Genomic DNA, 13369 nt, shown 5'->3' on the forward strand with positions numbered 1-13369 from the left:
GAACCTGTAACGGTTCACCCCCACGTGTATATTCACGACTATTCTAAGCTGATACGTCTTTCGATAAGAGAACACGTTCAGCATCAACGACGTCTTGAGCAATCTGTTCAACCAAAGCGTCAACACCGGTATAAGCAACCATGTCCCGAAGATGCTCCGTAAACTCTAAAACAACATGTTGGCCATAAAGATTAAAGTTTTCAATAGGCTCATCAGGACGACCTAACACATGAGCCTCAACTTGTCGGCGTGTAATACCTTCAAACGTTGGATTCGTCCCAACCGATGTTGCCACAGGGTGACGAGTTCCCTGTTCATCTATCAGCCATCCTGCATAAACGCCATCAGCTGGTATGAAGCCTTCAGCCTCAGCAGACATATTTGCCGTGGGAAAACCTAATAAACGTCCACGAGCTGCACCATGAACAATCTCTCCACGCATACGGTGAGGACGCCCTAGAAGCTCGGCAGCCTGACGTACCTTACCCTGCGCTAATAATTCACGAATACGGGTCGAGGACACTCGCTGCCCATCACCTGTTTTAAGGTCGGAAATGGTCACAACGTCAAACCCATAACGTTGCCCAAGCTGGCGCATCGTAGCTAAATCGCCATTATTATTCCGCCCAAAACGTACGTCTTCACCAATCACCACATATTTAGCGTTAAGAGATTGTATGAAAGTAGACTCTACGAAATCTTCAGGACTTTGAAGAGAAAAATCGTGAGTGTATTCCATGAGAAGATAATGGTCAATACCCACCTCTTCTAAGAAAATTTGGCGATCTTCTTGACCCATAATCTCTTCCAAAGAAACCTCTGGACGATGAACCCGCGCTGGGTGAGGGTCAAAAGAAATAGCAACCGACCGCAACGCATGTTTTTGCGCATACTCAACAACAGTTTTGAGTACAGCAACATGACCGGTATGCACACCGTCAAAGTTCCCTAAAGTCACCACAGAAGGTGCACCTTGTTCAGGTATATCGTTGAGATGACGGTAGACGTCCACAGTTCTCCTTGAGTTTGGTTCTCTTATCTCTATCCTACGCAATGAACCCCGTACCACAAGAACACATCACGGTTCAGGACACACTCACAGAAAAGTTTCAGAGCTTACGAGCTGGTATAGCATGCACCATTAAGGTGTAGAAAGCTTCCGAGTACGCATCAACCACCAAAGACCAACGATAGGCAATACCAACGGTATATACCCATACCCTTGACCGAAGTGAGACCACACGCTCGCTAGAGGAAATAAGTCAGGGCGCGCATACGAAAGGATACTCACCGACACAACACCTACTAGTTCAAAGCTGACTGCCCCAACAGCGAGCTTCCATGAGGTTGCATCTTTTCGAGCAAGAAAAATAGTTGCCACAATATACACCACCGCAGAAATAGCAGAAAGTGTAATAGACACCGGAGCTTGGTCAAACTTACGAATCAGCTGGTATCCAGCTCGGGCAGTTGCAGACAAAGAAAACACCCAATAAATCACGATGAGTAGTCTGCCAAAGCCACGAGACTTTGTTGCGGGGAGATTAGACATATTCTCTTTTTCTCTTCTTATCTTTCGGAAAGAACCCGAGCACCATTATCAGGTGCATGGTAGTGTGACACCCCATCCGCCCTGCACTATAGAGCAGAAACGCTTCGGCCTAATAGTAGTACCAGAGCATATTCATCCGGTGCACCATCACAATCAGAACCGCGCCAGCTAACGCCAACACTAAAGTAGACCAACGGGTGCGTTCTGACAGTGACCAGAAAAAAGTTCCGGCAGGAATGAGCATCGCGGTGATGAGATAACCATAGTATTCTAACCAGTCTCCGCGAGGACCGTCAGTAGTTAGTTGCATGATCACTGAACCGATGAGATATATCACCAGCCATAGCTCAAGGATAAGAACAGAACCTTGAGACCAGTCATCGGGAACACGGCCTCGCAAAAACTGCCAACAACAGATGAGAGAAGATACCCCACCTAAAAGTGCAGTCCCCCAAAACCATAGGTCTAAACCAGCAAACATCATGCTTCTGGATCCTCAAATATTTTTCCTGATTCCCACACCAATAATGGAAAGCTCAAGACCTTTCCACGCTTCTTCTGGTTTTTTACCAACGCCACCAAGGTACCGTCAGGAGCAAAAACGGCTTCTACACCTTCAGTACGGGGGTGCTCATTCGGCTCTTGAGGGGCCACGTATAAAGCGACGTCCTCAGAGCGAGCTTTAATGGCTCGACCAAAAGAAATGTCTGTCGCTTCTTCTGCTAAGAGGGTACGAGAAGGGAAAATAGCTCGAACAGAATCTTCCAAAGAAATCAGCTGTATCTTCCCGTCAGTCTCTTCTTGGGCAGCCAGTTCTTCTAAAGGCACCGATTGTTCTAAGTTCACACTGCCAATGCGGGTACGACGTAATTCTGTCAAATACCCTCCGGTACCAAGACTCTTCCCTAAATCACGAGCCAAAGCACGTACGTACGTACCAGAAGAAACAGACACGTCAACACGTACATCAATGACAGGAACGATTGTATCGTCAGCATATTCTGATACGACATCATCAGATAGTTCACGGGACATCTGTCCGATATGTACCATCTGATGAGATATATCAAGTACCTCAAACGCCGCCACATGCACGGCACGCCCAGCAAGCTCAACGTCTTCACCTTGGTGGGCACGTGCATAAGAACGCACACCATCGACCTTAATAGCAGAAACTGATGAAGGTACTTGAATAATGTCTCCGGTCAGTTTCTGTGTCTGCTGAACAATATCTTCATCACGTATGGTCTTGAGATGTTCAGAAGAACATAACCAACGAAGCTGACCATCAAAATCGTCGCTATGAGTCGTACCACCCAGACGAATGGTTGCCGTATAGCTCTTCGACTCCCCCGTAATCCACGTCAACAGCTTAGTTGCTTTATTAACGCCTACGATGAGAACGCCCGTTGCCATAGGGTCTAAAGTTCCGGCATGTCCAACCCGTCGGGTCTGCGCTAAACGGCGCACTTTCCCAACGACATCATGACTCGTTAGACCTGCAGGTTTATCAATAACAACAATTCCCGAAGGTCCGTTAGGTGCTCGGCGTGCCACCGATTATGCTTCTTCGTCTTCGGTATCTTCAGCAGGTTTTTTATAAGGGTCAGCTTCACCTGCATATTGAGCTTGAGCAGATTCTTGTGCCAGAGCCTCATCACGGCTGCGTGCCTGACGCAACAACTCCTCAATATGAGAAGCATTGACCGGCACCTCGTCAGGAACAAAAGTTAATGTCGGAGTCAGACGAGCAGTAATATTTTTTCCTACCTCAGAACGCAAGATACCACGAGCTGATTCTAAAGCCGCTTTTGTTGATTCTTGTTCTTCGGGGGTGCCGTATACGGTGTAGTACACGGTTGCATGTTGCAAATCGTTGGTAACGCGAGCATCTGTTACTGTCACGAACCCTAGACGAGGGTCTTTAATGCGACGTTCTAGTGCCTGAGCCACAATCACTTTGATACGATCTGCCAAGCGTGCGGCGCGAGCTGCATCAGCCATCAGTCTCTCCTTGAAAAATAGTTTTAATATACCGGTTCTTATCTCAGTCTACCGGTTAAAGGTCAACGCACTCAAAAACTATCAAGGGTGAGAGCACAGATTCCCCTGCACTCTCACCCTTGATAGATTAGCGGAGTGAACCGCCACATCTATCTAACGTAGTGTTCACCCTAGCATCATATGTTTTTTAGACGCGTGGCTTTTCTCGGAGTTCCCACGTCTCAATGATGTCGCCTTCGTGAATATCGTTGAAGGATCCAAGTCCGATACCACACTCGTAGCCTTCACGAACTTCAGTAGCGTCATCTTTGAATCGTCGCAATGACTCGATGTTGAGGTTATCTGCAACAACGGAGCCATCACGAACCAGACGAGCCTTAGCGTTACGCTTGATAATTCCGTCTTTAACAATAGAACCAGCGATGTTACCCCACTTGGAAGAACGGAATACTTCGCGAATCTCAGCAGAACCAAGCTCCACTTCTTCGTATTCAGGTTTGAGCATGCCCTTGACAGCAAGCTCAATTTCTTCGATTGCACGGTAAATCACGGAGTAGAACTTCATTTCTACGCCTTCGCGTTCTGCCAGTTCTGCCACGCGTTCGGCCGGACGAACGTTGAAGCCAATAATCACAGCGTTATCAACGGTTGCAAGGTTCACGTCATTTTGAGTGATAGCACCAACACCACGGTGAATGATACGGAGCTGAACTTCATCTCCGCCAGCTTCAATCTTCATCAAGGACTCTTCAAGAGCTTCAACAGCACCTGAGACGTCACCCTTAATGATGAGGTTCAAGGTGTCCATCTTGCCTTCAGCAACTGCGTCATCGAAGGATTCCAAGGTGACGCGTTTACGACGGCTCGCAAGCTGTGCGTTACGGTCTGCAGCTTCACGCTTTTCAGCAATTTGACGTGCAGTACGTTCTTCTTCGGTGGAGATGAACGTATCGCCTGCACGAGGAACGGTAGAAAGACCAAGTACCTGAACTGGACGTGAAGGCCCAGCTTCTGTAAGGGCTTGACCGTTCTCATCGAACATTGCACGAACACGACCATAAGCCACACCGGCAACAATCGCATCACCAATATGCAAGGTACCGGACTGTACCAGCACAGTGGACACAGCGCCGCGTCCCTTGTCGAGGTTTGCTTCAATAGCAACGCCACGAGCTTCTTTATGGGGGTTCGCTTTAAGGACCATGGTGTTGTCTGCAGTGAGGCAGACAGCTTCCAAGAGAGCATCAATGTTGAGGTTATCGCGTGCTGAGACATCCACAAACATGGTGTCTCCACCGTATTCTTCAGGGATGAGGTCGTATTCAGTGAGCTGTCCACGAACCTTATCAGGTGAAGCGCCCTCTTTATCAATCTTGTTGACAGCCACAATCATAGGAACCTTAGCGGCCTGTGCGTGACGGATAGCTTCAACAGTCTGAGGCATTACGCCGTCGTCTGCTGCAACCACCAAAATTGCGATGTCAGTGACTTTAGCACCACGGGCACGCATTGCGGTGAACGCTTCGTGACCGGGAGTATCAATAAAGGTGATGGCTCGCTTTTCGCCTTCAACAGTCGTGTGAATCTGGTACGCGCCGATGTGCTGGGTAATACCGCCGGCTTCTCCCTCAATCACGTTCGTATTACGGATAGCGTCAAGCAAACGGGTTTTACCGTGGTCGACGTGACCCATAACAGTTACCACTGGAGGACGAACCTCTAGGACATCGTCATCTTCTGCAGCAGTTTCTGCTTCAAGGTTGATGTCGAAGGATTCAAAGAGTTCGCGTTCTTCGTCTTCAGGGGAAACGATTTTAACAACGTAACCGAGTTCTGCGCCGAGCAGTTCAAAGGTTTCTTCATCCAATGACTGAGTTTGCGTTGCCATTTCGCCAAGACGGAATAGCACGGTAATCAACGATGCAGGATTTGCATTGATTTTCTCAGCAAAGTCGGTAATAGATGCACCACGGCGAAGACGAACGAGAGTGTTTCCGTCACCGCGAGGAATCTGAACACCTGCCAAGTGCGGTAGTAGAATCTCTTCAAGGTCACGATTGATGCGTGCACGCTTCTTGCTCTTGCGTTTAGAGCCGGCACCTCCGCGGCCGAAAGCACCCTGCGCATTTCCACGTCCACCACCGGGGCCACCACGTCCTGGTCCGCGGTTGAATCCGCCACCGGAATTGCCGCCACGGCGAGAGTTGCCACCAGCGCCGCCACCACGAGGGCTAGCACCAGGGGTCATCTTCGTCGGCATCATATTAGGTGATGGACGGTTTGCTCCGCTACCTGCGTTAGCTGCAGGACGAGGAGCGTTATTACCCGCTGGGCGAGGAGCATTTGCACCACCGGAGCGAGGAGCATTATTACCTGCGGGGCGAGGAGCACCATTTCCGGCAGGACGTGGATTACGTCCACCACCGGGGCGTGCTCCAGCGTTTGCGCCACCGGGGCGAGGAGCGTTGTTGCCACCACGCTGGTTGCGTCCGCCACGAGCAGAAGCATTACCGCCACGTTCGGGGCGTCCACCGCGTTCAGAGCTCTTGCCCATTCCCTGTTGTGTAGAGAAGGGGTTGTTGCCGGGGCGAGGGCCAGGTTTAGGCCCAGGCTTAGCAGAGACAGCACCTGGTTTAGGGGTATTAGCCGGTGTGGGTGCCTGCTGAGCCATTCCCTGTTGCGTAGAGAAGGGGTTGTTGCCGGGGCGAGGACCAGAGGGCTTTGCAGAGCTCTTAGGCTGAGCGGGTTTCTCTGGCTGCGCTGCAGGCTTAGCAACAGGTGAAGGCTGAGAAGTTTTAGCTTCCGCAACTGGTGCTTTAGCTGGAGGTTTAGGTCCAGGTTTAACAGCTGAGCTGGTAGAAGGTTTAGGCGCAGGCTTCGCTGCACCTGTTGTTTTAGGGGAAGAACTCTTCTGCGGAGCTTTTTCAGCTTTTTCTGCAGAGTTTTCTTTCTTGGGGAACGCTGCACGTAGTTTTTTCTCTACGGGAGGTTCAACGGTCGAAGACGCACTTTTGACGAATTCGCCGAGTTCTTGAAGCTTTGCGACGGCTTCTTTAGAGGTGATACCGAGATCTTTCGCGATCTCGTGTACGCGGGGTTTAGCCACTTTTCTCCTGTCCTGGCTCACGCCGAGGACGGCGCGAACCTTCAGTACTTGAGATAAACGGGTGTATTACGGTTGTAACCACCCATCGTTTTGCCAGTGTCAGAGCACGTAATAGTACTCATCGTGCGGCACTCATAGGGTTTCCATCAGTTTTCTGACTCGCTTTCGAATAAGAAGTCGTCAAACTAGTTGACTTACATTAGTTCGCCACCCGACTCGCCTGATGACGAGCCGAGGAGAGCATCGCTGACGTTGATGTTTCGACAACGAGTTCTACGGCATTGACCCGTGTGCGGAACGCTCGATTGAAAGCCCCTTTTTTCTGGGCTTTATTCAAACATTCATGGTTATGGTGTAACCATGCTCCACGTCCGGGTAGTCGTCGTCGCATATCCCATACCACGCGAGGCGGTTGCCCCACGATGATATTGTCTAAAGCGACTCGGACCAATTCTTCTTGTGCTGTTACTTCACGGCATCCGATACAGGTTCGTTGGGGTTTCACGAGTATGGGCTCATCCCTTCTTGCTATATTCGGATATTCCATACCGTTTTCTAGTGTTAATAACTCACGAAAACGGTTGCGCCGATGGCGCATATTTTTAGTAACACCACTATCAGTCTATCGTTCTTCGTCGATAGAACTGAAACTTTGTTAGTTAACTCGCATTCTGCGTGTTATTCTTCGTCTTCTCCGATGGCTTGGTTATAACGGGATTCTGAAAGAATATCGATACGCCAACCAGTAAGTTTCGCAGCAAGACGAGCATTCTGACCTTCTTTACCAATAGCCAAAGAAAGCTGATCGTCAGGAACTACCGCACGCGCGGAGAAGGTTTTAGGGTCAATCACCGTTACATGTTTAACTCTTGCCGGTGAAAGGGCCGCAGAAATAAATTCTGTGGGGTCTTCAGAATAATCAACAATGTCGATTTTTTCATCGTTCAGTTCGGACATCACAGCACGTACGCGAGCGCCCATTTCTCCGATGCAAGAACCTTTGGGGTTGATACCAGGTTTGGTGGCGCGAACAGCAATTTTTGTGCGGTGTCCGGCTTCGCGGGCAACTTCCATGATTTCGACGAGGCCTTCTTGAATTTCTGGTACTTCGTGTTCAAAAAGTCCGCGCACAAAGTTGGGGTGTGTTCGAGAAAGTACGATAGAGGGGCCTTTAGGTCCACGTCGGGCTTCAAGAATATATGAGCGGAAGCGTAAACCGTGCGGGTAGCGTTCACCGGGGACTTGTTCGGAGGTCGGAAGAACTGCTTCGATAGTTCCTAAATCGACGTGTACCATGCGAGGGTTCGGGCCTTGTTGAACGATGCCAGAAACAATCTCTCCTTCTCGGTCACGGAATACACCGAGAACTTGAGAGTCTTGAGCGTCGCGGAGGCGTTGCTGAATAATCTGTCGAGCGGTAGAGGAAGCGATACGTCCGAAGTTATTGGGGGTATCGTCAAATTCCCCAATTTTTTCGTCGTTTTCGTCTAGTTCTGGTGCCCAGATAGTGACGGTTCCTGTGGTGAGGTCAATTTCTGCTCGTGATTCGCGAATGGCTCCAGGCTGTTTGTGATACGCCAGAAGTAGTGCGTTCTCGATCATGGGAATAACCTCGTCGAGGACGATATCCCCTTCTTTTTCGAGCTTTCGCAGGATGCTCAAATCAATATCCATGGCAGGCCTTTCCTTCTACAACAGACCGGGGCACGCGTGTACCCCGGCTCCGCCTTCTCTTACATTCAGGCGGAAGATACCGCATGAACCTTCGTGTTTAACGTTTTCTCTACTTAGTGATTCTAGCGAATTTTCCCACTAGTGATTGAATTCAATTTCTACTTTTGCGGCAGAAATTGCCTCCCATAGGAGTTTTTCGCTCTCTTTGTACGATTCTTTTTGACCTTTTTTCGTCTGTTTTTTACGGCGGATCACGGCTCCGTCTTCTTCGATGTCGTCGAGTCGAGCTAAAAATTGTTCGCCGGAGTCAAGAGTTATTTCGAGGAGACGGCCTCGAGCACGTTTCCAGTGTCGGAGTTCGGTGAGTGCACGTGTTGCACCAGGAGAGGAAACTTCTAGAGAGTATGGGACGTTTCCGTCTTCTGCTTCGTCGAGTGCACTCGAAAGAGCTCCAGAAATTTCAGCTAGGGTGTCTAAGGAGAGCATATCGGTGCGGTCTTCAGTGTAGTCAACGACAACTTCTAGAGTGCGGTGAGCACCAGAACCTTGAGCTTTAAGACTTTCAAGTACGCAGTCAAATTGTGCAACGACTGATTCGATTGTCTCTTTGACATCCTCGACATTGAGAAATGCGCCGTGTTGTTCGGGTGTAGATACTCGAGCTAAAGCACGTTCAGCTGCGCGACGCTCTCTAGCATTCATAGTATTCTTTTGAGAAGGTTGTACCATCAGCTACTTTCTTTTTCAGATTAAATCGAACTAGCGGTTAAGCCTACCGTCTATGGCGCTACTTTTTCTATGAGAACACCCCTAATACAGTGGTGTGTGAGAGCTAACGCAAAAAGAGAAGGTAGATTGGGCAGGTCGTACACTCTCAACACCAGTTATGACAGGAAAAGGTTGATACCACGATGAAATCTTCTACTTTAGCGAGCGCGTTAACAGGCAGTTCCCTTGCCATAGTTTTAGCGCTCGGGGTGTGGTCTCAGGTTGAGGAGCGTCATCAGGCAGAGTCTTTGGCACCGTACACTCGCATATCTACCGCTCTCATTGAGGTACAAGATTCTTTAGCTTCACAGCAAACTCCCGTATCTGATGAGCTAAAATCTTTGGTTCAACAACAACTAGATTCGTTACCTCATTCGGCAAATATTCTAGCGAGCAAGGATCGCCCCAAGGATGATTCTCCCTCGTGGGAGAAGATCTTTGATTCTTCTGTACAAAAGCTATATCACGAGGTTTTTATCAATGCAGATCAACAATCCGAAGCTCAAAATTTTGTTCGTTCTGAACCGTTAGAGTTTGTTCAGCAGTTACAAGATTTTGCTCAAGAACATCAGATTAAGCTTTCTGAGCTGAAAGCTCCAAAGACAGTTGCTTGCCGTCCTCTTTCAGAGCGTACTCCTGCCCCTGAGAGTATTACGCGTCTTCTGCAGACAAGCTATGCGTATCGTTATGCTAGTGAGGTCATTGGGGCAAGAACTGATGTTGAAGAGTTTTCTGCCCAAGAAATATCAGGTATTGAGCGTTTACAGCAGCAGGCGAAGGTCTTAGAGCAGCGTCTTGTTCAGGCGGTGTCTTGTCAGTATCAGTTACCGGCACAACAGGTTACGTATCCGGTTGATGTTGCACAAGGGTACACCTTTTTAGAAGAGCATTCTGATGCGGTGCAGAAGAATGCTTTGGCAGTTGTTGCTGATAGCACTGTACCTAGTGATGTTCCAGTTTTTCTTCTATCAACTCGTATTTTCTTAGAAGATTAGTTCTTCTGCTATTTTTAGGCGATGGCATAGATAAGGGTGTTCGTGCGGTTGTTATACCGTACGAACACCCTTATTCTAGTGCGTTTTATGCTCATGCACAGAGGTCTTCGGCCGTTATTTCGTGTTGTACTTGTGCAACGGCTTCATCAAGGTTTACTTCACGAGAGGAGCCGGTTCGGCGGTCACGAATTTCGATTTTTCCGTCTGCGTATCCGCGTCCAACAACAATGATGGTCGGTACACCGAGCAGTTCAGAGTCTTTAAATTTAACGCCGGGTGATACCTTCGGGCGGTCGTCAAAGATGACTTCGATTCCTGCAGCTTCAAGCTCATCAACAAGTTTCTGAGCGCCAGCAAGGATTTCTTCACCTTTTCCGGTTGCCACAACGTGTACGTCTGCTGGTGCGATGTTTCGAGGCCAGATAAGGCCCTTCTCATCATTATTTTTTTCTGCGATAGCAGCTAGTGCACGAGTGACGCCGACGCCGTAGGAGCCCATCGTAACGGTTTGTAGTTTTCCATCGTGGTCAAGGACTTTGAGCTCAAGTGCTTCAGCGTATTTACGGCCTAGCTGGAAAATATGTCCCATTTCGATGCCTCGTGCGGTGTATAGTTCGCCAGAGCCATCGGGCGCCATATCGCCTTCGCGTACTTCGCATGCTTCGATGACGGCATCTGCAACGAAGTCACGGCCTACAACAGCGTCATATACGTGGTGTTCAGCTTGGTTAGCGCCAGCAATCCAAGCACTTCCTTCTACGATACGTGGGTCAACATAGAAAGGAATACCTGTAGCAGATTCTTCACCTAAGAGTTGTTGCTCTCGTGATACACCTGGGCCAATATATCCCTTGACCAGTTGTGGAAAGTCTTTGAGGTCGTTCTCGTTTGCTGGTTCTACCTCAACTTCACCGCCAACACCTAGTAGCGTACCAATGTTCACCTCCACACGAGAAAGATCTACGTTACGGTCTCCGGGGATGCCGATAGCAGCCAGACGACGCTCTCCATCAGGCAAAATAACCGCAACAATCAGGGTTTTGAGGGTATCTTTTGCTTCCCATGGGCGGTTCTCACGAGGGTAAAGCTCGTTTGATACCTGCACTAGAGATTCAATGGTGGTCGCTTGAGGTGTTTGGCGGACGCTTGCTGCCGGTGTGTTACTCGCATCTACAGTTTCTAGCGGGTAAGTAGTGACAGCTTCAACGTTTGCAGCATACCCGCCAGCAGAACGTACGAAGGTATCTTCACCGATGGGTGTTGGGTGCAAGAATTCTTCGGAGCGAGAGCCACCCATAGCACCAGATTGTGCTTGGACAATGACGATTTCTAGTCCGAGTCGTTCAAAGATACGCTGATAGGCGCCACGGTGTGCGTTATAGGCTTCTTCGAGTCCGCTGTCGTCAAGGTTGAAAGAATAGGAGTCTTTCATGACGAATTCGCGGCCACGCAAAAGTCCAGCACGTGGGCGTGCTTCGTCACGGTATTTTGTTTGGATTTGGTAGAGGTAGACGGGGAGGTCTTTGTACGAGGTGTAGAGGTCTTTGACGAGGAGTGTGAACATTTCCTCGTGGGTGGGGGCAAGGAGCATATCTGCACCTTTGCGGTCTTTGAGTCGGAAGAGGTTATCTCCGTATTCATCCCAACGGTTCGTGGCTTCGTAGGGTTCGCGTGGGAGCAGTGCTGGAAAATGTACTTCTTGGGCGCCGATAGCGTTCATTTCTTCGCGGACGATGTTCTGTACTTTGTTGAGCACCGAGAGCCCTAGTGGTAGCCATGTGTAAATACCTGGTGCGGCACGGCGAATGTATCCGGCACGAACTAGGAGTTTATGGCTGATAACTTCTGCATCGGAGGGGTCATCGCGCAGGGTGCGCAAAAAGAGTTGTGAAAGGCGAATAGCCACCAAAATCATCCATTCTTATTGTGGGGTGCTCATGAGTGTTTATGACACTTGTTGAGGAATATTTGTACTTATTTTAGCGTAGATGCTCTGTTGATGATGTTCCTTAACGGGGCAAGGCACCGACGATGTTGCGGGATAAGAAACGATAGTTTTTTAGAACGTGATGGTAGCGAAGGTACCATATTGTTCCATACCAAGGCTTTGATATAAGCGGTATGCAGGCTGGTTATGGTTATTGACGTACAAGCTAATATGAGGGAATCGTGGGCGGATTAGTTCAATAGCTTGAGCGAGTAAAGGTGCAGAAAGCCCTACCCCACGATAAGCAGGGTGTAACCAGACCCCTTGTATTTGGCAGAGGTCTGAGTACGCTAACCCAAGGTCTGCTTTGAAGATGACAACACCGTCATCGTTTGTAGCGACGAGACTTCTCCCTGTTCTGATGTATTCTTCAACTCGTTGAGCGTATCCGATGGCGTCTCTGTCCATCGGGTCGTAGCCGATTTCTTCGATGAACATTGCAACGGAGGCTTTGAGCAGTGAGTCTCGGTCGGAGGTGCGCGCCCAGCGGACGGGGTTCTCTGCAATGGGTGGGACGTCAAGAGTTACCTGGAGAGGTTGAATTTTTTGTGTGGTGAGTGTTTCTAAAGATTTTTGTGGGTCGAGGTACAGTAGCGGTTGATTTTCACATACCGAATGTGGTGTTCCTGTTTTAGATTGAAGCAGTGACCATAGCCCCAGTGCATCTTCTGCTTCTCCGATGATGCAAGCAATGTATTTGAGCGAACGAGCAATAACAGTGCTGACGTGTTTACGGTACTCCTTGGGGATTAGGATGGGTACGCAGTTTGACCCTAGCCAGAAGGCTCCAACCATGGTGAAAAAAGTTGCGGGTTGTTCTTGAGAGCCTTTTTCTGCAGAGTCAAGAATCTCGTTGGGTAAAGGAATGGGGCGTAATAGTTCTGGAGTAATTTTTTCGACGAGTTTTCCGGTGATTCTTTTGACGGTATGCCCGATTTTTTCACTACCGCCTAGTGGTTTCCGGTCTTCTTCTGACGTGCCGTAGGTGAGTTCTACACCGTGCTGAGCTAATGGTGCGTTCTCGTAGACGGGGAGGAAGATTCCCATAAACCCATAGTTGTGGCGGTATCCGCTCAGTGCTGAGGGTGTTGGCAGTCCGAAGCGTTCTAGATGTTCTGAGGCATATAGGTTTTTAATGGGGTCAAGGGCTATCATCTTTTCGAGTTCGTCCCAGTCATCGGTGGTCAGTGGACGAATCAAGACATCGTCTGTGTTGCGTTGAAAAAATGAGAGCACTGTAACAGCAGCTTTCTTCGGGTTGGGCGTACAACACTGGTCAGGGT

At 49.2% G+C, this 13369-nt stretch carries 12 protein-coding genes; 1 reads left to right on the plus strand and 11 read right to left on the minus strand.

What is annotated here, in order from left to right; all coding sequences use genetic code 11:
- Positions 1 to 43: 43 nt before the first annotated feature.
- The 9 genes from ACN08Z_RS03795 to rimP form a co-directional block, all read right to left on the minus strand.
- The gene (locus ACN08Z_RS03795) at positions 44 to 1012 is read right to left on the minus strand and encodes a bifunctional riboflavin kinase/FAD synthetase (protein ID WP_419103266.1); all 969 of its coding nucleotides are present in this window, start codon (positions 1010 to 1012) and stop codon (positions 44 to 46) included.
- A gap of 129 nt (positions 1013 to 1141) precedes the next feature.
- Positions 1142 to 1552: a hypothetical protein gene (locus tag ACN08Z_RS03800; RefSeq protein ID WP_419103267.1), complete on the minus strand. Its 411-nt coding sequence runs from the start codon at positions 1550 to 1552 to the stop codon at positions 1142 to 1144.
- Between the two features lie 109 nt (positions 1553 to 1661).
- Entirely contained in the window at positions 1662 to 2036 is a 375-nt protein-coding gene (locus ACN08Z_RS03805) for a hypothetical protein (RefSeq protein ID WP_419103268.1), read from the minus strand.
- Positions 2033 to 3109, minus strand: coding sequence for a tRNA pseudouridine(55) synthase TruB (truB, locus tag ACN08Z_RS03810; RefSeq protein ID WP_419103269.1), 1077 nt, complete (start codon positions 3107 to 3109; stop codon positions 2033 to 2035). Before truB ends, ACN08Z_RS03805 begins: the two co-directional genes overlap by 4 nt.
- A gap of 3 nt (positions 3110 to 3112) precedes the next feature.
- Entirely contained in the window at positions 3113 to 3556 is a 444-nt protein-coding gene (gene rbfA, locus ACN08Z_RS03815; protein ID WP_419102167.1) for a 30S ribosome-binding factor RbfA, read from the minus strand.
- Positions 3557 to 3743: 187 nt separating this feature from the next.
- A complete protein-coding gene (gene infB / locus ACN08Z_RS03820) occupies positions 3744 to 6662 on the minus strand; it encodes a translation initiation factor IF-2 (protein ID WP_419103270.1) in 2919 nt (972 codons plus the stop codon).
- A 199-nt stretch (positions 6663 to 6861) separates the two neighbouring features.
- Positions 6862 to 7167 carry a YlxR family protein gene (locus ACN08Z_RS03825; protein ID WP_419103271.1) on the minus strand — a complete coding sequence of 102 codons (306 nt, stop codon included), beginning with the start codon at positions 7165 to 7167 and terminating at the stop codon, positions 6862 to 6864.
- Between the two features lie 173 nt (positions 7168 to 7340).
- On the minus strand, positions 7341 to 8336 hold the full coding sequence (gene nusA, locus ACN08Z_RS03830; protein WP_419103272.1) for a transcription termination factor NusA: 996 nt from the start codon (positions 8334 to 8336) through the stop codon (positions 7341 to 7343).
- 138 nt (positions 8337 to 8474) lie between these two features.
- A complete protein-coding gene (gene rimP, locus ACN08Z_RS03835) occupies positions 8475 to 9065 on the minus strand; it encodes a ribosome maturation factor RimP (protein WP_419103273.1) in 591 nt (196 codons plus the stop codon).
- Between the two features lie 182 nt (positions 9066 to 9247).
- On the opposite strand from rimP, the gene ACN08Z_RS03840 reads away from it, so the two are divergent.
- Positions 9248 to 10099: a hypothetical protein gene (locus tag ACN08Z_RS03840; protein WP_419103274.1), complete on the plus strand. Its 852-nt coding sequence runs from the start codon at positions 9248 to 9250 to the stop codon at positions 10097 to 10099.
- Positions 10100 to 10190: 91 nt separating this feature from the next.
- Here ACN08Z_RS03840 and ACN08Z_RS03845 read toward each other — a convergent pair whose 3' ends face one another.
- Together ACN08Z_RS03845 and ACN08Z_RS03850 are read right to left on the minus strand one after the other, a co-directional pair.
- Positions 10191 to 12005, minus strand: a complete 1815-nt coding sequence (locus tag ACN08Z_RS03845) for a proline--tRNA ligase (protein WP_419103275.1) — start codon at positions 12003 to 12005, stop codon at positions 10191 to 10193.
- Positions 12006 to 12158: 153 nt separating this feature from the next.
- Positions 12159 to 13322, minus strand: coding sequence for a GNAT family N-acetyltransferase (locus tag ACN08Z_RS03850; RefSeq protein WP_419103276.1), 1164 nt, complete (start codon positions 13320 to 13322; stop codon positions 12159 to 12161).
- Between the last annotated feature and the right edge of the window lie 47 nt (positions 13323 to 13369).

Source organism: Rothia sp. P7181, from assembly GCF_048513015.1.
GTDB lineage: Bacteria > Actinomycetota > Actinomycetes > Actinomycetales > Micrococcaceae > Rothia.

What these genes read in the sequence shown, in the direction of transcription:
- ACN08Z_RS03800 (WP_419103267.1), bottom strand. Translation starts at nt 1,552, where the DNA reads ATGTCTAATCTCCCCGCAACAAAGTCTCGTGGCTTTGGCAGACTACTC.
- ACN08Z_RS03805 (WP_419103268.1), bottom strand. Translation starts at nt 2,036, where the DNA reads ATGATGTTTGCTGGTTTAGACCTATGGTTTTGGGGGACTGCACTTTTA.
- rbfA (WP_419102167.1), bottom strand. Translation starts at nt 3,556, where the DNA reads ATGGCTGATGCAGCTCGCGCCGCACGCTTGGCAGATCGTATCAAAGTG.
- nusA (WP_419103272.1), bottom strand. Translation starts at nt 8,336, where the DNA reads ATGGATATTGATTTGAGCATCCTGCGAAAGCTCGAAAAAGAAGGGGAT.
- rimP (WP_419103273.1), bottom strand. Translation starts at nt 9,065, where the DNA reads ATGGTACAACCTTCTCAAAAGAATACTATGAATGCTAGAGAGCGTCGC.
- ACN08Z_RS03840 (WP_419103274.1), top strand. Translation starts at nt 9,248, where the DNA reads ATGAAATCTTCTACTTTAGCGAGCGCGTTAACAGGCAGTTCCCTTGCC.